We start from the raw sequence: 21830 nt of genomic DNA on the forward strand, positions 1-21830 counted from the left end.
AGGCCGAACTGCATGACTGCCTCCGATACTCTCAACCGTCCTTACGAGGAATGTGGCGTTTTCGGCGTCTGGGGCGTGCCTGATGCGTCTGCCCTGACCGCTCTTGGACTCCATGCGCTTCAGCATCGTGGTCAGGAAGCTGCTGGAATCGTCAGTTTCGATAACGAACGGTTCCATCAGCACAAAGGTCTGGGGCTGGTCGGTGATGTCTTCGGAGACAGCCGTGTCATGGCGACGCTGCCGGGAAGCGTTGCAATCGGTCATAACCGATACGCCACCACAGGCGGAACGCATGTCCGGAATGTGCAGCCGCTGTATGCGGATTATGAGTTCGGTGGGTTGGCAGTCGCCCATAACGGGAACCTCACCAACTCCGCGACCCTGAAGCAGGCGTTGGTAAAGCGCGGATGTATCTTCCATTCCTCCACGGATACGGAAGTCTTCATTCACCTCATTGCCATCTCTCTGTACACCACAGTGCTCGATCGGTTCATTGATGCTGTCAAGCAGGTGAAGGGGGCTTATTCCCTCATTACCCTGACGCCCGATGACGGCCTGATCGGCATGCGTGATCCATTGGGCGTTCGTCCGCTGGTTCTGGGTCGGATGCCGGGTTACGAAGATTCGAATGGTGGCTGGGTTCTTTCCAGTGAGACCTGTGCGCTCGACATCATTGGTGCGGAATATGTTCGGGACATCGAGCCAGGCGAAATCGTAGTGATAAACTCTGAGGGGCTTCGGTCTCTTCGCCCGTTTGGCGATCAGGGTGGGCGCTTCTGCGTTTTTGAATACATCTACTTTGCACGGCCTGATTCAGTGCTTGAAGGCCAGCCTGTCTATGAAGCCCGCAAGCGCATCGGTGCGGAGCTGGCACGCGAGACGGCAGTCGAAGCAGACGTTGTCGTGCCAGTGCCGGATTCTGGCGTTCCGTCTGCTATCGGATATGCGGCTGAGAGCGGTATCCCGTTTGAGCTGGGTATCATCCGCAATCATTACGTCGGCCGGACATTCATTGAGCCAACGGATCAGATCCGAAATCTTGGCGTAAAGATGAAGCACTCCGCCAATCGTCCGGTTCTGGCCGGGCGTCGGGTCGTTCTGGTTGATGACTCGATCGTGCGTGGAACGACGTCTCGCAAGATTGTGGATATGGTGCGCGCGGCCGGTGCGACGGAAGTGCATATGCGCATTACGTCTCCCCCAACACGCCACCCCTGCTTCTATGGCATTGATACGCCTGAAGAGAGCAAGCTGATGGCAGCGACGCACACAATGGAAGAAATGGCTTCCGTTATTGGGGTCGATAGTCTGGCGTTCATCAGCTTCGACGGCCTGTATCGGGCGCTCGGCCATGAAAGCCGTGCAGATGGGGCCGGTCGCTATTGTGATGCCTGCTTCACGGGCGATTATCCGATTGCACTCGTGGATAAAGAAGGAAATCTGGTTTCCTGAGTGATATTCGCTCTATTGCGACCATATAAAAAAGCGCCTGCTCTCATGAGGGAGCAGGCGCTTTTTTTGTGCTCAGACAGATGCTTTCAGGAATACAGACCGTCAGGAATGTCTTCATGCGCTGAGGCAGGTCCGTTGATGTCGAGCGGCACGGCCATAACAGCCTCAAGGCCCGGGGAAAGCGGCGTATAAGTGAGGGTGCCACCAAGGCTGCCGACGACGGCTTTCATCATGCGTGTCCCGAAACCGCTTCCGTTCAGATTGATGTCATGACGGCCCTGATCGGAAACAGTCAGCGTCAGACGGTCGCCAGTGACGGAAAGTGAGAGGTAAAGCGGACCGGCCTGGCCGCCGTAGGCATATTTGCTGGCATTGATGACCAGCTCCGTCAGCACCAGCCCGACATTGATGGCGCGGTCTGCCGAAATGGAGACGGGTGACAGAACCATGCGAAGTTGCGCCTGCCATTCCTCGCCGAGTGAAGAGCAGAGCTCTTCCATCAACTCTTCAAGGTAGCGGCTCAGATCAACCATGCCCATCTGATCGCCACGATACAGGCGCCGATGAACCAGCCCGATGGCCGCAATCCGGTGCTGGGCTTCAGAAAGGGCTTCGGTGGTTTCTTCGTTCGTGGACGTCCGGGCCTGAAGCTTCAGGAAAGATGCCACCATTTGCAGTGAATTCTGCACACGATGGTTTACCTCACGGATCAGGAAGTCTTTCTGTTGAATCAGGCTCTCACGCTCCTGAACTGTCGCCGTCAGGGTCGCATTCAGTTCGCGGAGTTGCTGGGTCTGATAATCGGCAATCAGGCTGCGGCGGAGACGACGGGCGGCCTGCTTCTGTTCTGTTGTCCATCGATGGGAATGACCCAGAACGGTCTGCTCCCAGGATTCAAAAGATTTGCGAGGATGCAGAATGCCGTCATGGTCTGGCGCTCCTTTGTGAGGATTGCCTGCCCATTCAATGACCTGAACGATCTCGACCCTGCTCCAGACAAGCGTCAGGGAGGTTCGGAAAGGCAGTGTGATGGCCAGAATTCCGGCAGAAGCCTCGGGCCACATCTCTGCGGGGGGGTAGTCCTTGCCCAGACTGGAGCTACAGAAAATCCCCCCGTTGCTGCCCAGACGGAGCCAGTCACGGATGGCGAGGAGATCCGAATGTTCGGGGACCTTGCCAGACGTTTTGATTTCTTTCTGATCAATGACTGCAAAGCCATCGCAGGGAAACAGGCTGCGTAACTCCGTAACGGATCGCTGCAGGTTGTCCTTTACGGACGCGGCAGGGTCGAAATGGGATGTCGCGAACTCAATGGCATTCCTCAGGCGCAAACGCTCCTGGTACGTGATGAGTTCTTCCTTGTTTCGAAGCTGACGGGACATGACGCCAGCGAGCGTCCGGCATGCGGCTCTGATGTCCTCAGAGAGGATGCGCGGTGTCGCGTTGTGGCAGGTGATCATGCCCCACAAAATGCCGTCCACGACCAGGGAGATCGAGGCTGAGGCCGCCACCCCCATGTTCGACATATACTGCAAATGGACGGGTGAGATGCTGCGAAGCTGCACATCGCTCAGGTCGATACCTGTGGTGCCAGCCTCAACAGGGCGAATAGGGGCAGCTTCATAATGAATGTCTGGAATGACACGGATACGGTTGCGCAGATAAAGCGCACGCGCCTGCCGGGGAATATCGCTGGCTGGAAAGTGGTGATTCATGAGGGATGGGAAAGCCTCATTGCGCTTTTCCCCCATCACGCAGCCAGAACCGTCCTCCTGAAAGCGATAGACAAGAACGCGGTCAAATTCGGTCAGCTTGGCGAAGATCTGCGCGCCGTGATGGCACACGGCAGCAATGTCCGGGCAACGCTCGAAACGATCAGCTGTGGCATCAATCTGGCTGAAGATTTCCCACGTCAGGAAATTACGACTGTCCAGAGGCTCCAGCTCTACCAGAAGGTGCTCGCCAGAGACGTGGAACTGGGCATTGAATGTCTCGTCCTGCAGGCCGGAGACCCGGGTATTGTTCAGGGCCTTGCCGCCTGACTGTTTCAGCCCATCTGCTGGAATGTTCAGAAGATCAGGTAGGCTCTGGCCGAGCCAGTTCGGATTGAGGCGCGCTTCCAGATCGCCTGCGCCGGCAATAATCTGAAGAGTATCGGCCTTGGCAATCAGGAGAAGCCCATAGGGCTGGATCGCATCCGGGCGATGGATCTGCTCACGATCGCAGGATGTGAGCAGGGCATCTGAAAGGGGCTGCCCCGACTGGAGAGAGATCTTCGACGATAAGGTCAAGGTCTGAAAATCCCTCTTGGCGGAAATGCAGAAAGTATCTGGTCTTGTCATCTAGGCAGGGGCTGCCCGAAAAGCAAACCCCTGTGAAAATACGACAATTCAACAGGAATATATCGTGAACCTTAAGGTTTTCTGCCCCCTGTTGTCAATTTGGCTTACTGCTGGATTGCGTCCTGCTGCATCCAGGATGCGACGTCCAGAGACAGGGCATGACGGCTGGCCGGGCGCGTATAGAGCATGTGGCCACCCTGATAGAGATGCAGGGAAACGCGGTCCGCTCCGACGGTCAGATGGTCCTTCATCCAGCGGGCTGTGCCGAATGGACAGGCAAGATCGTAGTACCCGTTTGCAACGAACACACGCAGACCGGGATCAAGCGCCAGCAGACGGTTCAACACTGGAATCTGATGGACAGGAGCAGGACCGCCTTCGCTCCATTTCCAGCTTGAATTGACCTTGAAGGAGAGCAGGTCATAGGTCAGTGGAGTCTGGAAACCGAGGTCGTTGGCAGCATAACCGGAAAACGCGTTGCCATAGGCCCGGCCAAAGCCGAACAGCGTTGGGTCAGGGCTCTCGTCCAGACCGTCTGCCGCAGGGTCGGCAATCGTCTGCGTAAAGTCATACAGGCCGTGAAGGCGACCGTTCTGGGACATGACGTCATGCGACCCGATAGCCGGGACACCATGCTGGCGCGTTACGACATCTTCCGGAAGGCCCGTACGGTTCGCGACTTCGGCATAGAACGCCTTGGCGTCTTCTCCACTGGGGATTTTGCCCGCAACCTTGGGAAGATAAGTGCCCATCGCCCATTCATATGCTGCATCAGCCGACTGTTGGGTGACGTTCGGGCTTTCATGAGCCGAAATCAGGCTGGGGATCATGAGGGCAGCAGACAGAGGGTTCTCGTCCGTGTCCAGAAGCGGCATTTCGATGGCAGGCGACAGCATCACGACGCCGTTCAACAGAATTCCCTGTTCCATCTGAAGCGCATTTGCCACCTGAATGGAGCGGATGCCACCATAGCTTTCACCCACCAGATAATGCGGTGAGGACTGGCGACTGTTCTTGGCTGTCCAGAGCTGGATGGCCTTGGCAAACGTGCTGGCGTCCTGTTTGACGCCGTAGAACTGGTCTCCAGCCTTGGCAGTGTCGAGCGGGCGTGAATAGCCTGTCCCCACGGCATCGAAGAACACCATGTCCGTGAACGGAAGCCAGCTATCCGGATTGTCACCGAGCTTCGCGTGAGTGCCGTCGGTTGCATCCTTGGGAGGCATGGTCAGTGCGACCGGGCCTGCGGCACCAAGGTTCAGATAGGCTGTTGCGGCACCAGGGCCACCGTTGAAGAAATACGAGACAGGACGCTTGGCGTCCGCTGCGCCGTCCTTGGTGTAGGACACGTAGAACATGCGCGCCGTCGGCTTCCCATCGGGGCCACGGAGGGTCAGGGTGCCAGCATGCGCGGTGTAGGCGATGCCATTCAGATGATGCTTCGTAACCGAGTCAGTGGGTAGCAGAGCGGCTTCACCGGTAAAGCTGTCTGAGGCCTTGGCTGCGTCAGCTTTGGGCGTGTCCTTCGGGGCATCTGCCGCCAGGGCAGGAAAGGCAGAAACGGGGGAAAGAAGGGACAGGGCAAGCAGCAGCGCGCGGCGGGACATCATCTGTCTGTCATCTCCGATGAGAATTGCAGGGTTGTTTCTGCCCTACCAGCACGGATGCTCGTCTGCCACCGGCCCCGCATGAAGTTTTCGTCATGCAAGGCCGGTATTGTCTTGTTACTGGCCCTGAGGCGCCTTGATGTTGGGAGACAGCATCAGCCGCGGATCCGCAACGCGATCATAGTCATCGGCTGTCATGAAGCCCAGTTCCAGAGCAGCTTCCTTGGGGCTCAGGTTCTTTTCCATCGCATGATGGGCGACCTGTGCGGCTTTGTCGTATCCAATGGCGGGAGAAAGCGCCGTAACAAGCACGAGGGAGCGGTCCAGATCTTGCTTCAGTTTGTCTTCGTTAGCGCGAATGCCTTCGACAAGATGCTGACGGAAGTTCTCTGACCCGTCATGAAGAAGCGTGATGCCCTGCATGATGTTGTGGATCATGAGCGGCTTGTACACGTTCATGTCGATCATGCCGGACGCGCCACCCAAGCCAACCGCCACATCATTGCTCATGACCTGAAGGGCGAGCATGGACAGGGCTTCAGCCTGTGTCGGGTTGATCTTGCCTGGCATGATGGAAGAGCCCGGCTCGTTTTCTGGCAGCAGCAGTTCGCCGAAACCAGCACGAGGGCCGCAGGCCAGCAGGCGGATGTCATTGGCGAGTTTGAACAGGCTTCCCGCCGCAGTCCGCAGGCAACCCGACAGGTGGACAAGTGCATCGTGCGCGCCCTGAAGGGCAAATTTGTTTTCGCCAGCCGTGAAGCCCAGTTGCGTCAGATGCGCGATTTCTCCGCAGGCGCGGATGTCAAATCCGGGGTCTGTGTTCACGCCAGTGCCGAGCGCCGTTCCGCCGAGAGCCAGTGGAAGGAGGCCATCCCGGGCCGCTTCAAGGCGTGCGATGTTGTCTGTCAGCATCCCGGCGTAGCCATGCCATTCCTGACCAAGCGTAATGGGGACAGCATCCTGAAGATGCGTGCGGCCAACTTTGACCAGGTCCTTCCACTCTTCCGCTTTGGCAGCGATGGCATCCCGCAGTCTGGCGAGGGCAGGAATGAGGCGGCGATGTACACCCAGAACAGCCGCAATGTGCATGGCGGTTGGGAAGTTGCAGTTGGTGGACTGCGCCATGTTGACGTGATCGTTCGGATGCAACGGTGCCTTGCTACCCAGCGGCTGACCCGTGATTTGGCTGGCCCGGTTTGCGATGACTTCATTGACGTTCATGTTGAACTGCGTGCCAGAGCCCGTCATCCAGACATGAAGCGGGAACATCCGGTTATGCTGCCCGGTCATGATCTCATCGCAGACGGTATGGATCAGATCGGCGCGATCCTGGGACAGACGGCCACTGGCTGCATTGGCCGAGGCGCAGGCACGCTTCATGATCGCATAAGCCTCGATCATTTCCTGCGGCATCAGTTCGCGGCCGATGCTGAAATATTTCAGGGAGCGCTGTGTCTGAGCGCCCCACAGAACATCATCAGCAACTTCGATCTGGCCCATGCCATCGGTTTCAATACGGCTCATGCGGTCTGGAGCTTTCCTGCAGGACGGAGTTCATGCCTGCGCGGAAACTATCCCAGAAGGATCAGGGGGAAAACAGGGGAAGGGACGCAGATGAGGCTGGGCGCGTGAAAAACGTTCCCCAGCATTGTCGGACGCAGACGATCAGCAGATGGGCGCTTTTGCTTGAAGCACAGACAACTGCTGACTGAGATGTCGGCCTTTAACGGCCGAGCCAGCGATCTCCACCGAAGCGATTGTGGGAGAACAGAAAACCCGCGCAAAGACCTGCGGCTGCAAAGACGATCGTCCACAGGGAGATCGGGAGGAGCATGGTCGAAACGGCTGAAAGCAGAACCATCCCTGCGAAGGCACAGATGGCGGATTCGATCATCCGGGGCCCGAAATGACGTTCAGCACCGCAGTTCGGACAGTGCTCTGCGGTCGACCGGATTTTTTGCCGGCAGACCGGACAGATTGTGACGGCTGTGGAAAGGGGTTCCATCATTGGCCGTGATTCTCCTCATGTTCACCGACGGCGATCCGCGCTTCCACAGCCAGGCGCCATTGCGCATCAGCCGGGGCGGCCGCCAGGGCACGGCGATACAGATCAAGACTGCTCGCGGAAATGTGCCCGTCCTTCTGGGTCTGGAGTTCTGCGAGCTGGATTGCAAGCTCTGGAGTGAAATGAATGTCCAGAGCGGACTTCCAGTCAGCGATGGCTTCTGAGGTCAGGCCAGCGCGCGCCTCGATCTGACCCAGCAGGACATGACCAGTCTCGTAGGTCGGATTGTCCTTTGGAATCGTGGCGACCTGCGCCTGAAGCTTCTGGATCATGACCATCGCTTTAGCGTCTGGCTTGACCTGACGGGCGCTTAGAGGCTGAGGCGGAAGAGAGGGGTGCCCGTTCACGATATACAGCGCAAATGCTGCAACCGGGATGCCAAGACCAACAGCAAGAACGGGAAGAAAACGCTTCGAACGGGCCGTTGCATCTTTCAGGTCTGGTGTGGCGGAAGATTCGTCGGCAGCCAGAAGCCTCCGCTGGATCTCGATGCGGGCTGCCCCATATTCGTCTTCGTTGACGAGGCCCAGATCCCGGTCCCGGTCGAGTTCGGCGAGCTGGCCGCGATAGAGCGTCAAAGCAGAGTCCCGCGCGTCCACGCGGCGGCGGAGACGGCGGAGGCCATAAAGGGCCGGTAGCAGCGTGATAGCTGCAACACTCAGGATTCCCAACCAGAACAAGACTTTACTCCCGGCCCGACAGGGCATCCAGGCGTGCACGCTCATCATCTGAGAGCGGCACAGGTGTAACGATGCGACGCCTCGTCGCACGCCACGCAATAACAAGACCGGCCACCAGAGCCAGAGCAGGCATCAGCCAGAGCAGGGCTGTGGACCATGAAAGCTGGGGAGCCAGACGGATGAATTCGCCATAGCGATCGCCCATCCAGTCCATGATCTGCTGGTCAGACTTCCCCGCTGCGACCTGCTCGCGAACAACTTTGCGCAGATCGCGGGCCAGCGGTGCACTGCTGTCTTCGATGCTCTCATTCTGACAGACGAGGCAACGGAGGTGAGCACCGATGGCTTCCGCACGCTTTTCTTGCACTGGATTGGGGAGCATTTCTGACGGGTCATCAACAGCGAGAGCGATGCCGCCTCCCGCCAGTGTCACCGCGAGCAGCAGGGCAGACAGACGTTTCATCATAATCCTGCAAGCCTTGGTCGGATTTCCGCGTCATAGATTTGCGGATCGAGAGCGGCGCTGCCATGCCAGAGAATCCGGCCGCCGGGGGCGACAAGAAAGCTCTCGGGAACGCCTGTTACACCCCAGTCGATCGCGACGCGGCCATGTCTGTCAGAAGCCACGCGGGCATAAGGCGTGCCATCACGTTGAACAAAGGCGCTCGCATTTTCTGGCTTGTCTTCATATGCGATGCCCCAGATGGGCATATTGCGGGAAATGGATCGTAGGCCAGGCATTTCCTGAACGCAGGGAATGCACCAGGACGCAAAGAAATTTACCAGAACCGGGCGTGTTTCAGCCTTTAGTTCCTTATCCGTAAATCCGTCACCCAGCCCGGGCAGACCTGGCATGGCGAATTCAGGAATAGGGCGGCCGACATTCGGGTTTTTGATGGCCCGCGGGTCAAAGCCGCCGCTTTCCATTCCTTGCAGCATTTTCCAGAACCCGACGCCCAGAACGCCAGCGCCAACAATCGGAAGGGCCGTCAGGAGGCCGCGTCGTGTTGCATTCATGCGTGTCTCTCCTCAGGCTTTGGCCATGGTCCGTGCGGCAGACCGCTTCGGTGCGCCAACGCGCAGACGACGATCCGAGAGCGAGAACGCTCCGCCGATGGCCATAACAAGCCCGCCCAGCCACATCCACGGGGCAAGCGGGTTCTTGTGCAGACGTAGCACATAGGTCGCATCGGCGCCCGTTCCGTGCCGGTCTCCCACGACACCATAAAGATCCGTGATGAAGTTCGTATGGATCGCGACTTCCGTTGTGGTCTGGTTCTGGGTGGTGAAGTCCCGTTTTTCCGGATGCAGCATCGTGACCAGTTTGCCGTTGTGGCGTACGGCAATATCTGCCTGCATCGCGCGGTAATTCGGCCCGGCATAGTCATGAACGTTGACGAGCGTCCAGTCGTCCCCGGCAAGGCTGCGGGTCTCGCCAACGTGGATCTCTACGATCGCATGCTGGGCACCAGACATTCCACACAGACCCAGCACGGTAATGCCCGCACCGATATGTGCCAGCGCTGCTCCCCAGCTTGAGCGGGGAAGGCTCTTGGCGCGCGCCAGCATGTCACTGCGGCTGGAATGACCAAGGCCAATGCGGCGCAGAACATCCGTGACGGAGGCCGCCATGACCCAGATCGCCAGAGCGCCACAGGCGATAGGCAATGCTCCAGAGAACTTCCAGAAACACAGGACCAGGCCGATGGCCGCGAGAATAGCTGCAACAAACAGGTGGGAGAATGTTCGTGCCAGTTGCGCCCGTTTCCACGGAAGCGCGGTTCCGACACCCATGGCCAGAAGAAGCGGAATTGTGAGCGGGATGGTTGCAGCATCGAAGAAGGGCTTGCCCACCGAAATGGTGCGACCTGCCAGAAGCTGCATGAACGGCGGATACATCGTGCCTGTCACAACAACCGCACAAATCGAGCACAGCAGGATATTGTTCAGAACGAGCGAGCCTTCTCGCGAGACGGGTGAGAACAGGCCGCCAGATGTCAAAGACGGTGCGCGCCATGCAAAGAGAGCGAGCGAACCGCCAATGACCAAAGCCAGAAGTGCCAGAATGAACACGCCACGGGCCGGATCATTCGCGAAGGCATGGACTGAATTTAGAATACCTGAGCGGACAAGGAATGTGCCGGACAGGGAGAACGAGAATGTCGCAATAGCCAGCAGAACCGTCCAGATTTTCAGGCCCTCGCGCTTTTCTACGACGATAGCGGAGTGGACGAGTGCGGTTCCGGTCAGCCAGGGAATGAGCGAAGCGTTCTCAACCGGGTCCCAGAACCAGTAGCCGCCCCAACCCAGCACATAATAAGACCACCAAGACCCAAGTGCGATGCCGCAGGTCAGGAAGCACCAGGCCGCTACGGCCCAAGGTCGAACCCAGCGGCCCCAGGCGGCATCCACCCGGCCTTCAAGCAAAGCAGCAACGGCAAACGCAAATGGGACGGCAAAGCCAACATAGCCCGTGTAGAGAATAGGCGGATGGAAGGCGAGGCCCGGGTCCTGAAGCAGCGGGTTCATGCCCTGACCATCCATGGGCGCCGGAAAAACACGGTCGAATGGGTCGGAGGTCAGGAGGCAGAACAGCTGGAACCCGGCTGAAACACCGCCAAGAATGGCCAGAACGCGCCCACGGAGAATGTCCGGAAGATTGCGTCCAAAGGTCGATACGGCTGCACCACATACGCCGAGGATCAGGGTCCAGAGCAGGACGGACCCTTCATGGTTCCCCCAGACACCCGTGATTTTATAAAGCAGCGGTTTGGAGGCAGCGGAGTTTGCCGCGACGTTCTGGACGGAGAAATCATCCCGAACGGCGCACATGATCAGGCTGAAGAAAGAGATGGCCAGAGCGAAAAGCTGTGAAACCGCGAGAAATGGCGCCATGGCGACAAGGCGGGCATTGCGCTTGTGAGCGCCCCAGAGGGGAACGACAAACTGAATGAGTGCGAGAACGCAGGCGAGGGCCAGGGCAAAATGGCCCTGTTCTGGTCCAAACATTATGGCGTTCAGCCTCCGGTTTTCTTGGCTGTCATGGTGTCCCAGCTTGCCGCGTCAGGGGCTTTACCAAAACGAGGGTCCCACTTGCCGGTACGCTTCAGTTCTTCGGCCACTTCTTTGGGCATGTAAGTCTCGTCATGCTTGGCAAGCACTTCACTGGCCGTGAAACCACCATCCTTCTGCACCGTGCCGAGTGCCACTACGCTCTGGCCTTCGCGGAAAAGGTCAGGAAGGATGCCGGTGTAGTGAACTTCGACTGAAGCCTGACCATCCGTCACGTTGAAGGAGTTTACCGGGGCATCGTGTTCCGTGATGCGGTGCAGTGAGCCTGCAACAACCATTCCGCCCAAGCGGATCGTGCGATCAGGCGCCGGGGGGTGCGCCTTGACCTGAGACGGGGCCATGAAGAATACGATGTTGGAAGAGAAGGCCCTCAGCGTCAGGGCTGCCGCGGAACTGATGCAGGCGAGGCAGGCGATGACAATCCACAGGCGACGTGTCTTGCGGGTCATGATGCAGAGCTTTCACGATGGCGGAGCTGGCTTTCGACAGCCGCCAGCCGGGCTTTGGCACGGCGCAGACGCAAAGCCGCGCCGATACCGAGAACCAGCGAGCAGCCGATGGTGAGACCATAAGCTGCGGCGATATAGGGCCAGTGATTGGGAAGGTGCATCATGCTGCGGACCTGTCCGGACGGTTGAGCCTGGAGCGTGCCATCAGCTGACGCGCGCGGCTCTCGTGGATTGCGGCACTCAGCCGGGCGAAAATGACAGCGGCGACACCAAGTGTGAAGCCGATGGTTGTGATGAGGAGCGGCCAGAGCATCGTCATGGACATGGTCGGTGCACCGGTCAGCGTGATGCTGTCCGGCTGATGCAGCGTATTCCACCATTGGACGCTGAACTTTATGATCGGCAGATCAATGGCTCCGGCCAGTGCCAGAATGGCAGCGGCGCGCTGTCCACGGGCAGGTTCATCAAAGGCCCGGATCAGGGCGATGTGCCCCAGGTACAGGAAGAACAGCACGAGCACGGATGTCAGGCGCGCGTCCCAGACCCACCAGGTTCCCCACATCGGCTGGCCCCAAAGCGAACCTGTGATGAGGCAAAGAGCTGCGGCGCAGGCCCCGACCGGCCCGATTTCAATGGCGGCGAGATCCGCCAGCGGATGTCGCCACACGAGCGACAGAAGCCCGCAGACTGCAAGGCCAAGGTAGCAGGAGGACGCAAGCCAAGCCATCGGCACATGCACATACATGATCCGGACCGTCTCGCCCTGTTGCCAGTCAGCGGGGGCGAAAAAGAGACCCCAGACAATGCCGACGGTCAGGAAGATGATCGCACCTGTGGATAGCCACGGCTGAAGCGCACGGGCCAGACGCAGGAATTGCCCCGGATTGGCATAACGATGGAGCAGATTGGGCGTAGGGCGCACGGGAACTCTCAACTCGGAGAAATATTTCTACTTGAAATAGTCCGAACCCCACGCATTCGGAAGGGGCGCATTGTCCCATTGTTCCTATGACTGTTATCACGTTTCACGGAAATGAGCGCGAAATGGGAACTTTCCGCAGGAGAAAGACGTGGCGTACTGGCTGATAAAATCCGAACCCGAAGCCTTTTCGTGGAATGAACAGGTTCGTAATGACATCGAACCATGGACCGGCGTTCGCAACTATCAGGCGCGGAACAATCTTGCGGCCATGAAAACGGGGGACCTGGCGTTTTTCTATCATTCGGTGAGCGAAAAGCAGATCGTTGGTGTCGTCAGGGTCGTGAAAGAAGCTTATCCGGACCCGACTGCGGACGATCCGCGTTGGGTTTGCGTGGATGTGAAGGCGAATGGTGCTTTCACGACTCCAGTGAGCCTGGCTCAGATCAAGGCCGATCCGGCTTTGGAAGAGATGGCTCTTCTCAGACAATCCCGCCTTTCTGTCGCCCCGGTGACGGAGCAGGAGTTCCAGCATCTGACGAAAATCGGCGGGTGGGTCCGCGCCTGACGGACCCGTTACCGGTCAGTGAATGTCTGACGCATCTCCGTTGACGAGAACATTGGTCTGCCCGTTGGACGGGTGCCCAGCGTAGGTCAGGGGAAGATCTTCGCTGTGATAGGGCGCCGTAACGGGGGCGTTAAACTTCACTGGCATACCGAAAATGCTGAAGTGGGATGGCAGGTTGTTTGTGCCATTGGTTTTCTGCTCAGCATTGGTGCCCGGCATTCCGACAGGAAGATGCGTTCGCACTTCGCCGCTGAAATTTGCGAGTCTTTCCTCGGAGTCTTCCACGGCAACATAGCCGTGCGGCGGCGGAGGAGCTCCACCGTCTGGCAGTGCAACCTGCTGGGCGGGCGTCAGGTTTTTCTCTGGCGGGTTGTTCAGCTGATGCGCCGTTGAGGGCGGGATCTGTGGCAGATCGGCCGTACTATGGCTACGATGGGCATGATGTGGAGCGGACAGGGCCGGTGCGGCTGCTGTCACAAGGAGGCTGGCTACCAGCGGGGCAGACAGGATCCAGCGGGAAAATGTTTTCATAATATGTCCTTCTCCACACCCGGCCGGGGCACCCGTCAAGCAGGGGGCTTTCGTGATGCGATATGAAACCTGCTATCGGGTAAACGGTTTCAGGTCTTACGAACAGGAGTTTTGATCGTCATGACCGTAGAGAATGGCTCGCAGCTTCCGAGTAGCGAATTTGCATCACTGGCGCTGGACGGGGACTCGTTGGCCCAACTTCAGTCCGTGCTGGAACGCGTCGAACAGGGGCGTGGTGTCCTTGTCCGTCTGGCGGATCTGATGGGAGGAGCCGTCGGGCAGGCTGCGCGACTCGGGATGAAAGGCCTCGGCCTTGCACCCACAGTGCAGCAGAAAATTCAGAAGACGGCTGAAATCGCGATTGAACGTGCCTTCAATATTGCGATTGTCGGCATCAAGAATGACGTCCCGCTCGTTCGTGAGCCGTGGCGTGAGAATGCCGGACAGGCTGCTGTTGCCGTGTCGGGCGCCGTCGGTGGTTTTGGTGGAATTTTCGGACTGGCCCCTGACGTCGGGTTCACAACTCTGACCATCATGCGGGAAATTGCCCGAATTGCCCGTGAAGAAGGTGAAGACCTGCGTGATGAGGGAACACGTCGGGCGTGCCTTGAAGTGTTTGCACTCAAAACTTTCCCTGCCCGTCAGGAAGAGGAAGATGGGGAGCTCGGGTTCTTCTCTGCGCGTGCTTTGCTGCGTGGACGCCCGGTCGTGATGCTGATTTCCGAAGTGGCATCTCATTATGGAATTGGCCTGTCGCGGAAGTTCGCGTTGCAGATGGTTCCTGTTGCAGGTGCGCTGTGTGGTGCCTCGCTTAACGCTGCCTTCCTCGCCCATTATCGCGCACTTGCGCGGGCACATTTCACGATCCGTCGTCTGGAGCGCACTCACGGTCGGGCTGTTCACGAAGCTGCTGTGGACATTCGCTCAGGTGCCGCATCGGAAACCTTTTCCTGATTTTTCAGGACGCTGAACGAAAGCTGGAAATATGATGCCGAGCAGTCTTCTTTGGCTGAGTTTCACATTGGTTCTGGCTGTCGTGCAGCTGTTTCTGACGTCAGCAGCCTGCCGCAGGCAAGATGGTGTGCAGTGGGCTACGAGTAACCGGGATGGCGAAGCCCCGCGATACACAGGCGTTGCCGCCAGAATGCGGCGGGCACAGGCAAATTTTCAGGAGACGCTCCCGATCTTTATCGGGGCAGTCCTTGTGGCCCATGTGGCCGGTCGGGACGGAAGTCTGGTGACGTGGGGAGCAGGCCTCTACTTCCTGGGGCGACTGGCTTATATTCCAGCCTATGCCCTGGGTCTGGGAAGCATCCGCAGTTTGATCTGGGGGGTGTCGATGATCGGGCTGTTTCTGGTTCTGGGCGGACTGATCTGACGATCAGCTTCGCTTGGGGCGAAGGCGCCAGAAGTCCAGCAGGCCCCAGAACACAATTCCTGCAAAACAGATTTTGACGAGTGCCATCAGCAGGCCGTCAGCTTCAGGGAGCAGGAAGCGTGCGAGCCCGAGCGGAATCAGACAGATCAGATAAACAAACGCTATAGGCAATGCAGTACTCCATCGAGATTGGAGTACCATGTACCACATCCGGGTACAGAAAGGTGAATAATCCCCCATGTACGATGCGAAGCAGAAACCGGATGTCTGACATTACGCCTGAAATCCTGCTGGATGCTTACGCCTCGGGAATTTTTCCGATGGCCCCTGATCGGGACAGTGATGAGCTCAGTTGGTATTTTCCGGAAGAGCGTGGAGTACTTCCGCTCGACGCAATGATTGTTCCCCGAAAACTGATGCGCACGATCCGGTCTGGCAAGGTTCAGGTTACGTCAGATCGGGCTTTTGGGGACGTCATGCTTGCGTGTGCAGACCCTGCACCGGGCCGGGAGGAAACATGGATCAGCCCGAAAATTTGTGACCTCTATGGCGCTCTGCATCAGCGTGGTTTTGCACATTCGATCGAAGTCTGGGACGACGGTGCCTTGGTAGGGGGGCTGTATGGCGTTGCCCTCGGCGGAGCATTTTTCGGGGAGAGCATGTTTTCCCGCCAGCGCGATGTTTCCAAGATTGCACTCGTCCATCTCGTTGCAGGATTACGCAAGGGAGGGTATCGCCTTCTGGATACACAATATACCACTCCCCATCTGATAACACTTGGGGGCATCGGTATCCCGGCGGCAGATTATCTGGCGCTGCTGAACCAGGCTTTGACTGTCCGTACCATCTGGCCGGATGATTTCAATCTGCACGCTCTGCGCGATGACATCGCGTCTCTGCGCCCACATCCAGGAGAATCCTGATGATTTCATTCCTCCGGCGGCATCAGTCTGCTCTTCTCATTGGCCTGCTTCTCGCAGGCAGTGGCGGATCGGCTCTCGCTGATGACCATCCGAGACTGGCGCCCGCGCGTGATGCGACCGTGACCTATCATCTGTCTGCTCCGGCCTCTCAGGGCGGCGATGTGAAGGTCTATTTCTCAGGGTCGGGTGATCTGCTGCGGATCGACTCAGCAGATGGGCAAGGCATCACGATTCTGGACCGGCCGGGGCAGGTCGTGACGCTCGTGATGGTGCCGCGCAAACTGTACGCACATATCCGTCCCCAGCACGGACTGCATAATCCGTTCATGCTGGATCTGGGCATGAAGTACACCAAGGGCGGTAAAGAGACGATTGCCGGGGCCGTCTGTGATCATTGGGATATCCAGACAGCCCATGGTAAAGCTTCGGCCTGCGTGACGGATGATGGTGTCATTCTCGCCGAGGATGGTGTGGATGCCGATGGTGCCTCGGGCTCTATCCGCGCTGTAAGCCTGTCCTATGGGGATCTCCCTACCGCGACGTTCCAGCCCCCGGCTGGTTTCCAGGAAATCACGCCCCGCACAGCGTCTCGCCGTCAGGGGGGGGGCAGCAATCAGGCGAACACACTAACGCCGTCTCCTGTGCCGGAAGGTGGCGCTGCGGGCGATTCCAGTGTGCAGACGCCGGGTCATATTGCAGCAGAAGGCACTCCTGCAGAAACGTCAGGTCCCGCGGCTCCAACGCTTTTGCCAGGGCAGGTTGCGCCGTCACAGGATACAACCCAGCCATCTGTTCCTAATGATTCGGCTGGCGACGGAACGGTCTCCTCACCTGATCAGCCGCCAAGCGGACCAGCAAACGGTGGCATGAAAGAATGAAGCGTATTTCTCTGGTCGCCGCCTTTACCTTGGCTGTTCTCGTAGTCGGCGCAGCGAACGCTGCTGACACCATGACAGCCCCCTTTGTCACACCGATGCACGATGCGGATATCGATTACGTCATGGTGGGGCCGGGAGGGCAGCATCTGCACCAGCGGATGCGTTGGAACTCGCAGATGTGGCGTCAGCGCGTTGATCCGGAAGGGGCCTCAACGGTCATGCTGACGGATTACCGGCTTCATCGTCTGATGGTTCTGGATACGGCTCTGAAAACTGCCACGGTCACCGAGGCCCCGGGCGAATCGTTTTCTGCTCCGGGAACACCTGCGCCAGGGGCATGGAAACAGGTCGGTCCGGCCACAATTGCTGGGGAGCCGTGCGTCATCTGGGAAGCCGCGGACACCGACAACAAGCCCACAGACTTCTGTTACACGGCAGATGGTCTGCTACTTGGCGCAACCCAGAGCGGACGGCTTGTGGTGCAGGCTGCCTCGGTAAATCGAGCGTCTCAGCCAGCAGAACTCTTTGATCCACCAGCCGGTTATCACCGGATTGACCCGAAGCACTGAGAGGGGTGGGCAATAGTCATAATTTGAGAAAATCTTGCCATGATTGTTGCCTTTTCCTGCCATTTTCGTGTGGCAGATTTCTTCTCACAGGACGGACAGGATCTCTTCTGATCCCCCGTCTGACGTAATGAGGAGATTTGCCATGCGTCGCATCACCCGTGCAGTCCTTCTGGCTGCGCCCCTGCTGATCGGCACGGCAGTAGTTGCCCCTAATGCCGTAGTTCCCGCCGCTGAAGCTCATTGGCATGGCGGATATGGCGGCCCCGGATACGGTGGCCCAGGGCGTGGATATTATGGCCCGGGTCCGGGCTGGCATCGTGGCGGTCATCGTGGAAATACCGGTGCCGTCGTTGGTGGCATTCTGGGCGGTCTAGCAATCGGCGCTGTTGGTGGCGCTATGCTGAGCAACTCTTATGGTCCGCCACCACCGCCGGTCGTGTACGCCCCGCCGCCACGTGTGGTTTATGCGCCACCGCCGCCGGTCGTTTATGCTCCGCCGCCGCCAGTTGTGGTTTATCCGCAATACTGAGCCCTTTTTACCCTTCGTCCGCCTTGATCGGGCGAAGGGTGTCAGGCAATCATGGTGCCTATGACAGATCATGCTCTTCAGGTGGGCGACCAGGCCCCTGCGTTTTCGCTTCCCGTCTCGGGAGGCGGTACCGTCAGCAGCGATGCGCTGAAGGGTAAGCCATATCTGCTTTATTTCTATCCGAAAGCTGACACGCCCGGCTGTACGACGCAGGCCTGCTCCATTCAGGAAAATCTGCCGTCTTTTGACAGTGAAGGCCTCACCATTATCGGTGTTAGCCCGGATGCCGTCTCAAAAATTGAGCGCTTCGCTGCAAAGTACTCACTGACGTTCCCGTTGGCGTCGGATGAAGACCATGTGGTGGCTGAGGCTTATGGTACCTGGGTTGAGAAATCCATGTATGGCCGCACCTACATGGGTATGGAACGCAGTTCCTTTCTGGTGGATGGGAGCGGCGTCATCCGTCACATCTGGCGCAAAGTTAAGCCTGCTGAGCACTCTGCCCTCGTGGCAGAAGCGTTCCGGAGCCTGACCTCAGGGGCCTGAGAGCCTCTCCAGCCATCTCTTTCACAGACAGGGAGAACGCCGGAGGCTTCCCGGCATACCAGTCATGGCCCTGCCTGATCCTTACACACCCGGCCCGTTTCATTTGCCCCGTCATCTGCATGTTGCGCGGTGGGCCTGCATTGCCTTTGTTGCTCCTGTCGCCGTGGCCGGGGCGCTGTCGGCTGTCCTGTTGTGGAAGCTGGCGCATGGGCCAGTCGATATCACAGCGGTTTCACGTCTCATTGAACCGGTGTCTGTTGTCGCAGGCAAAAAGCCGGGGCATCCCGCTGGGCGCCTTTCGTGGTCCCGGCTGCGTGTTCAATGGCAACCAAGCTCCGGCGGTATTTCTGCCGGGCTGATGCTTGAAGCGCGCGGGCTGACAGTTGCCCGGCTGGATGGCACGCCTGCTGAACAAGCCGGTGAGGCCGATACGGTTCTGGCACTTGCGCCGCTTCTGCACGGCATCATTGCCCCACGCAGGTTGCGCCTGCAGGATGTCACACTGGTTTTGCGTCGTCAGCCGAATGGCGATGTCGATCTGGATCTGCCATCCCAGAAACATGGTGGCCGCGGTGTTCCGACACAGATGGACCGACTGGCGGCCTTGGACCTCAAGAACGTCAGTATTACGCTGCTGGGGCTTCCCAATGGACAACGACTGCTATTGGGGCCGATTGAAGCACACGGGCAGCGGCTGAAAGTCGCTGCTGCGTCTCATGATTACCTGTGGAATGGTTGGTGGCGCAGTTCCGTGCGTGTTGGATCATTCCAGACGCTTCTGACGGCAAAAGGCGGACAGACCTCCCCGACCACTGGCCAGTGGCATTTGACGTCCACGACGTTCCGACCGTCCGGGTTAAGTATGTTCGCCCCGGCTCTAGCGGCATGGGACGTCCCGCTGACCGTTGGCGCGGACATTCATGTCGTGCCTCATGGCATGGGAGAGCTTCCAGCCAGCATTGAGATGCAGGTTGCCCTTGGAGCCGGGCATGTTGCGCAGAAAGAAGCGCTGCCCGTTGATCTGCGTGACGGCAAGGCGTCCCTTCATCTGGTTATGGCAAAACCTGGGACAGAGGGGGCCGCGAGACTTTCCGTTCCTGACTGTTCGCTGACGCTTGCTGATACCAATAATGCCCTGACGCACCTTCATGCGACCGCTGATCTGACCGTCAATAATCTCCAGCATATTCACGTGCTGGATGGAGATGCGACGGCCAGTCTTGACGGGTTTGATTTTGCGACGCTCGGGAGCGTTTGGCCTTCCGGTATCATCAAGGGGGGGCGGAAATGGATCGCTGCTAACATCACCAGCGGGCAGGGCCGGGACCTGATGGTTCGAACCCATCTTCATACGAGCGATGGGCTGTCGCACATCCTCCCCACCAGCATGGATGGCCAGTTGCTGGGCCATGACCTGACCGTGCACTGGCTGCGGCCTGTGCCGCCCGCGACGGGTATCGATGCACGTCTCGGGTTTGATGGATTTGATACGCTGGTTCTTGATCTGGAGCATGGTCAGCAGGCCACGCCAGATGGAATCATCAGCATCCCTGACGGTCAGGTGCGCATTGGTAATCTGTATGAGAAAGGCCCGACGACAGGGGATATCAAGACCCATCTTCAGGGATCGGTCGCGGCTTTTCGGGATATTCTCTCTCATCCCAGGCTGCATCTTCTGTCACGGCATCCGCTTCCGTTCACGGAGCCTTCCGGGACTATTGATGCTCAGGCTCGGCTAACGCTGCCGCTGACGGCGCGTCTCAAAAACAGTGACATTCATGTTCAGGCCAAAGCCTCGTTTGCCAACGTGCATCTTGGCAATGTCTTGATGGGGCGGCCTGTTGATGGAGCGTCCGGCACACTCGGAGCGACGGAAAACGGCCTGAACCTGACAGGGGATGGGCGGTTGTCGGGCATTCCTGTCCATGTCGCGCTGGATGAAAATTTCCAGCAGGGAGCGCCGGGACGTGTGTTGCAGGATATTCGTGCAACGGCGCTTCTGGATCCCCTGTCTGCAGTGAAGTCGCATCTTGTGCCAGCGGGTTTGTTTACCGGCCATGCCACGCTTTCAGCGCATTACATAGAGCATGCCGATACGCTTGCGGATCTTGCTCTTTCCCTGAACATGGAGAAGGCCGGAATTACTGTTCCGGTCTGGACCAAGCCTGAAGGTGAGGCAGCTGTCGCGTCGGCCCATATTGGCTTCCGGGGCCATGACATGGTGGCGCTGGATGGGTTGCAGGCGCATGGCCAGACACTTTCTGTCGCTGGCCGTGGTGTGACGCAGGGAGGGCGGCTCAACGATATTATCATTGAAGGCTTTCGTCTGGGCCGGAGTGAGGGTGATGCGCAGATCACCTTGCCCAAGGAACCATCTTCTCCCATTCAGATCATTCTGAATGCTGATCCGCTGGATCTTGCGCCGCTTTTTGACCCGGAATCCCGCAAGGCATCTCGCGATGCGGCTGCGATTGCTACGCGTGAAGCTGGAAGCTCGTCTGACAAGACCGCTAGTGCCGGAGATGCCTGGTCAATCGATCTGCACGCCCCGCGGGTTTATTTTGGTCCTAAAGGGCTGGTTGGGGGCGTCGTGTCGCATATCGAACTACGAAACGGCAGCCTGACATCCGGGCGATTTGCACTGGATGCCCCGTCGCGTGTGAGAGCCGTTCTGGCGGATACAGGCCGGAGGCAGCCCTTCGTTCTGGATGTGGACAATCTGGGAGCACTGCTGAAGGGGCTGGGCTTATATGATCGGATCGGCGGCGGCGCAGCACATCTGGATGGGAATTTCCTGCGAGAGAAAGCTGGCACGTCAGGCCTTGGGCTGGGACTTCCGCCTTTCCGGGGGCAGCTGGAAATCGGGCCGTTCCAGTTCCTTCAGCCGCCCTTTACCCTCACGGCCGTTTCCGATCTTTCCCCGCTACACTGGTCGCAAAGCCGCACGGATCGTTTCAGTGTAAGCCACGTGTCCACGAAGATTGCTCTGGAAGGGCGAAAGCTCGTCCTGCGCGATGGAACAATCGGTAATCAGGCTCTTGGCGCTACTGTAGAAGGGCCGGTGGATCTGGATACGTCAGCGCTGGCTCTGCATGGCACTATTGTGCCGCTTTTTGGCCTGAACGCGCTGCCGGGGAAACTACCGGGGATCGGGCATATTCTGGCGCCAGAGAAGGGCGGCGGTGTATTGGCCGCGACATTTGATGTGACGGGTGTTGTTGGTCAGCCTGAGTTGACCGTCAATCCGCTTTCCATGCTTCTTCCTGGAGCTTTACGGAAAATTCTCCAGTAGGCGCTCTTCCTTAAAGGCACAGCTGTTCCGAAA

At 58.5% G+C, this 21830-nt stretch carries 23 protein-coding genes; 10 read left to right on the plus strand and 13 right to left on the minus strand.

All coding sequences use genetic code 11. From position 1 onward, the window contains the following. Positions 1-12 precede the first annotated feature (12 nt). Positions 13-1452, plus strand: coding sequence for an amidophosphoribosyltransferase (gene purF / locus KP702_RS01535; RefSeq protein ID WP_202206389.1), 1440 nt, complete (start codon positions 13-15; stop codon positions 1450-1452). An 86-nt stretch (positions 1453-1538) separates the two neighbouring features. On the opposite strand, the gene KP702_RS01540 is transcribed toward purF, so the two are convergent. The 11 genes from KP702_RS01540 to ccmC all read right to left on the minus strand — a co-directional run bounded on the left by KP702_RS01540 (position 1539) and on the right by ccmC (position 12586). Next, on the minus strand, positions 1539-3743 hold the full coding sequence (locus KP702_RS01540) for a histidine kinase dimerization/phosphoacceptor domain -containing protein (RefSeq protein ID WP_202206390.1): 2205 nt from the start codon (positions 3741-3743) through the stop codon (positions 1539-1541). A 155-nt stretch (positions 3744-3898) separates the two neighbouring features. Next, positions 3899-5401: a S10 family peptidase gene (locus tag KP702_RS01545; RefSeq protein WP_202206391.1), complete on the minus strand. Its 1503-nt coding sequence runs from the start codon at positions 5399-5401 to the stop codon at positions 3899-3901. A gap of 114 nt (positions 5402-5515) precedes the next feature. Beyond that, complete coding sequence (locus tag KP702_RS01550; RefSeq protein ID WP_215768403.1) at positions 5516-6922, minus strand: lyase family protein; 1407 nt, start codon at positions 6920-6922, stop codon at positions 5516-5518. Positions 6923-7121: 199 nt separating this feature from the next. After that, positions 7122-7406: a hypothetical protein gene (locus KP702_RS01555; protein ID WP_046899971.1), complete on the minus strand. Its 285-nt coding sequence runs from the start codon at positions 7404-7406 to the stop codon at positions 7122-7124. After that, positions 7403-8143: a c-type cytochrome biogenesis protein CcmI gene (gene ccmI, locus KP702_RS01560; RefSeq protein WP_215768404.1), complete on the minus strand. Its 741-nt coding sequence runs from the start codon at positions 8141-8143 to the stop codon at positions 7403-7405. The genes KP702_RS01555 and ccmI overlap by 4 nt, the downstream gene beginning before the upstream one ends. Positions 8144-8147: 4 nt before the next feature. Further along, on the minus strand, positions 8148-8606 hold the full coding sequence (locus tag KP702_RS01565) for a cytochrome c-type biogenesis protein (protein WP_215768538.1): 459 nt from the start codon (positions 8604-8606) through the stop codon (positions 8148-8150). Next, positions 8606-9160: a DsbE family thiol:disulfide interchange protein gene (locus KP702_RS01570; protein ID WP_046899968.1), complete on the minus strand. Its 555-nt coding sequence runs from the start codon at positions 9158-9160 to the stop codon at positions 8606-8608. Before KP702_RS01570 ends, KP702_RS01565 begins: the two co-directional genes overlap by 1 nt. Before the next feature lie 12 nt (positions 9161-9172). Further along, positions 9173-11152 (minus strand): heme lyase CcmF/NrfE family subunit, encoded by a 1980-nt coding sequence (locus KP702_RS01575; protein ID WP_215768405.1) that lies wholly within the window; start codon positions 11150-11152, stop codon positions 9173-9175. 8 nt (positions 11153-11160) lie between these two features. After that, positions 11161-11664, minus strand: coding sequence for a cytochrome c maturation protein CcmE (gene ccmE / locus KP702_RS01580; RefSeq protein WP_064273832.1), 504 nt, complete (start codon positions 11662-11664; stop codon positions 11161-11163). Further along, positions 11661-11828, minus strand: a complete 168-nt coding sequence (locus KP702_RS01585; protein ID WP_143412318.1) for a heme exporter protein CcmD — start codon at positions 11826-11828, stop codon at positions 11661-11663. Before KP702_RS01585 ends, ccmE begins: the two co-directional genes overlap by 4 nt. After that, complete coding sequence (gene ccmC, locus KP702_RS01590; protein ID WP_086634380.1) at positions 11825-12586, minus strand: heme ABC transporter permease CcmC; 762 nt, start codon at positions 12584-12586, stop codon at positions 11825-11827. The genes KP702_RS01585 and ccmC overlap by 4 nt, the downstream gene beginning before the upstream one ends. 148 nt (positions 12587-12734) lie before the next feature. On the opposite strand from ccmC, the gene KP702_RS01595 reads away from it, so the two are divergent. Then, complete coding sequence (locus tag KP702_RS01595) at positions 12735-13151, plus strand: EVE domain-containing protein (protein ID WP_202206395.1); 417 nt, start codon at positions 12735-12737, stop codon at positions 13149-13151. A 15-nt stretch (positions 13152-13166) separates the two neighbouring features. Here the strand turns inward: KP702_RS01595 and KP702_RS01600 are convergent, their stop codons facing one another. Further along, complete coding sequence (locus KP702_RS01600) at positions 13167-13682, minus strand: hypothetical protein (protein ID WP_202206396.1); 516 nt, start codon at positions 13680-13682, stop codon at positions 13167-13169. A gap of 120 nt (positions 13683-13802) precedes the next feature. Between KP702_RS01600 and KP702_RS01605 the strand changes: the two genes are divergently transcribed. Together KP702_RS01605 and KP702_RS01610 are read left to right on the plus strand one after the other, a co-directional pair. Next, the gene (locus KP702_RS01605; RefSeq protein ID WP_215768406.1) at positions 13803-14636 is read left to right on the plus strand and encodes an EcsC family protein; all 834 of its coding nucleotides are present in this window, start codon (positions 13803-13805) and stop codon (positions 14634-14636) included. A 31-nt stretch (positions 14637-14667) separates the two neighbouring features. After that, entirely contained in the window at positions 14668-15060 is a 393-nt protein-coding gene (locus KP702_RS01610) for an MAPEG family protein (protein ID WP_252347239.1), read from the plus strand. A gap of 3 nt (positions 15061-15063) precedes the next feature. Here KP702_RS01610 and KP702_RS01615 read toward each other — a convergent pair whose 3' ends face one another. Next, positions 15064-15261, minus strand: a complete 198-nt coding sequence (locus KP702_RS01615) for a hypothetical protein (RefSeq protein WP_202206807.1) — start codon at positions 15259-15261, stop codon at positions 15064-15066. A gap of 62 nt (positions 15262-15323) precedes the next feature. Between KP702_RS01615 and aat the strand changes: the two genes are divergently transcribed. The 6 genes from aat (at position 15324) to KP702_RS01645 (ending at position 21797) form a co-directional block, all read left to right on the plus strand. Continuing rightward, on the plus strand, positions 15324-15983 hold the full coding sequence (gene aat, locus KP702_RS01620; protein WP_215768407.1) for a leucyl/phenylalanyl-tRNA--protein transferase: 660 nt from the start codon (positions 15324-15326) through the stop codon (positions 15981-15983). Further along, the gene (locus KP702_RS01625) at positions 15983-16861 is read left to right on the plus strand and encodes a hypothetical protein (protein WP_202206398.1); all 879 of its coding nucleotides are present in this window, start codon (positions 15983-15985) and stop codon (positions 16859-16861) included. The genes aat and KP702_RS01625 overlap by 1 nt, the downstream gene beginning before the upstream one ends. Continuing rightward, positions 16858-17430, plus strand: a complete 573-nt coding sequence (locus tag KP702_RS01630) for a hypothetical protein (protein ID WP_202206399.1) — start codon at positions 16858-16860, stop codon at positions 17428-17430. The genes KP702_RS01625 and KP702_RS01630 overlap by 4 nt, the downstream gene beginning before the upstream one ends. Before the next feature lie 142 nt (positions 17431-17572). Continuing rightward, entirely contained in the window at positions 17573-17959 is a 387-nt protein-coding gene (locus tag KP702_RS01635) for a hypothetical protein (RefSeq protein ID WP_046899957.1), read from the plus strand. 60 nt (positions 17960-18019) lie between these two features. After that, on the plus strand, positions 18020-18505 hold the full coding sequence (gene bcp, locus KP702_RS01640; RefSeq protein ID WP_086634387.1) for a thioredoxin-dependent thiol peroxidase: 486 nt from the start codon (positions 18020-18022) through the stop codon (positions 18503-18505). 64 nt (positions 18506-18569) lie between these two features. Further along, the gene (locus tag KP702_RS01645) at positions 18570-21797 is read left to right on the plus strand and encodes a DUF3971 domain-containing protein (RefSeq protein ID WP_215768408.1); all 3228 of its coding nucleotides are present in this window, start codon (positions 18570-18572) and stop codon (positions 21795-21797) included. Positions 21798-21830: the final 33 nt, after the last annotated feature.

The sequence above is a fragment of the Gluconobacter sp. P5B12 genome, assembly GCF_018812035.1.
Taxonomy (GTDB): Bacteria; Pseudomonadota; Alphaproteobacteria; order Acetobacterales; family Acetobacteraceae; genus Gluconobacter.

Excerpts from the sequence above, each read along its gene's own strand:
- KP702_RS01570 (WP_046899968.1), bottom strand. The coding sequence starts at position 9,160 with ATGAATGCAACACGACGCGGCCTCCTGACGGCCCTTCCGATTGTTGGC.
- bcp (WP_086634387.1), top strand. The coding sequence starts at position 18,020 with ATGACAGATCATGCTCTTCAGGTGGGCGACCAGGCCCCTGCGTTTTCG.
- KP702_RS01615 (WP_202206807.1), bottom strand. The coding sequence starts at position 15,261 with ATGGTACTCCAATCTCGATGGAGTACTGCATTGCCTATAGCGTTTGTT.
- KP702_RS01555 (WP_046899971.1), bottom strand. The coding sequence starts at position 7,406 with ATGATGGAACCCCTTTCCACAGCCGTCACAATCTGTCCGGTCTGCCGG.
- KP702_RS01545 (WP_202206391.1), bottom strand. The coding sequence starts at position 5,401 with ATGATGTCCCGCCGCGCGCTGCTGCTTGCCCTGTCCCTTCTTTCCCCC.
- KP702_RS01645 (WP_215768408.1), top strand. The coding sequence starts at position 18,570 with ATGGCCCTGCCTGATCCTTACACACCCGGCCCGTTTCATTTGCCCCGT.
- KP702_RS01550 (WP_215768403.1), bottom strand. The coding sequence starts at position 6,922 with ATGAGCCGTATTGAAACCGATGGCATGGGCCAGATCGAAGTTGCTGAT.
- KP702_RS01585 (WP_143412318.1), bottom strand. The coding sequence starts at position 11,828 with ATGATGCACCTTCCCAATCACTGGCCCTATATCGCCGCAGCTTATGGT.
- ccmE (WP_064273832.1), bottom strand. The coding sequence starts at position 11,664 with ATGACCCGCAAGACACGTCGCCTGTGGATTGTCATCGCCTGCCTCGCC.
- KP702_RS01565 (WP_215768538.1), bottom strand. The coding sequence starts at position 8,606 with ATGAAACGTCTGTCTGCCCTGCTGCTCGCGGTGACACTGGCGGGAGGC.
- KP702_RS01575 (WP_215768405.1), bottom strand. The coding sequence starts at position 11,152 with ATGTTTGGACCAGAACAGGGCCATTTTGCCCTGGCCCTCGCCTGCGTT.
- KP702_RS01605 (WP_215768406.1), top strand. The coding sequence starts at position 13,803 with ATGACCGTAGAGAATGGCTCGCAGCTTCCGAGTAGCGAATTTGCATCA.
- KP702_RS01625 (WP_202206398.1), top strand. The coding sequence starts at position 15,983 with ATGATTTCATTCCTCCGGCGGCATCAGTCTGCTCTTCTCATTGGCCTG.
- KP702_RS01630 (WP_202206399.1), top strand. The coding sequence starts at position 16,858 with ATGAAGCGTATTTCTCTGGTCGCCGCCTTTACCTTGGCTGTTCTCGTA.
- KP702_RS01610 (WP_252347239.1), top strand. The coding sequence starts at position 14,668 with ATGATGCCGAGCAGTCTTCTTTGGCTGAGTTTCACATTGGTTCTGGCT.
- KP702_RS01600 (WP_202206396.1), bottom strand. The coding sequence starts at position 13,682 with ATGAAAACATTTTCCCGCTGGATCCTGTCTGCCCCGCTGGTAGCCAGC.
- aat (WP_215768407.1), top strand. The coding sequence starts at position 15,324 with ATGTCTGACATTACGCCTGAAATCCTGCTGGATGCTTACGCCTCGGGA.
- purF (WP_202206389.1), top strand. The coding sequence starts at position 13 with ATGACTGCCTCCGATACTCTCAACCGTCCTTACGAGGAATGTGGCGTT.
- KP702_RS01635 (WP_046899957.1), top strand. The coding sequence starts at position 17,573 with ATGCGTCGCATCACCCGTGCAGTCCTTCTGGCTGCGCCCCTGCTGATC.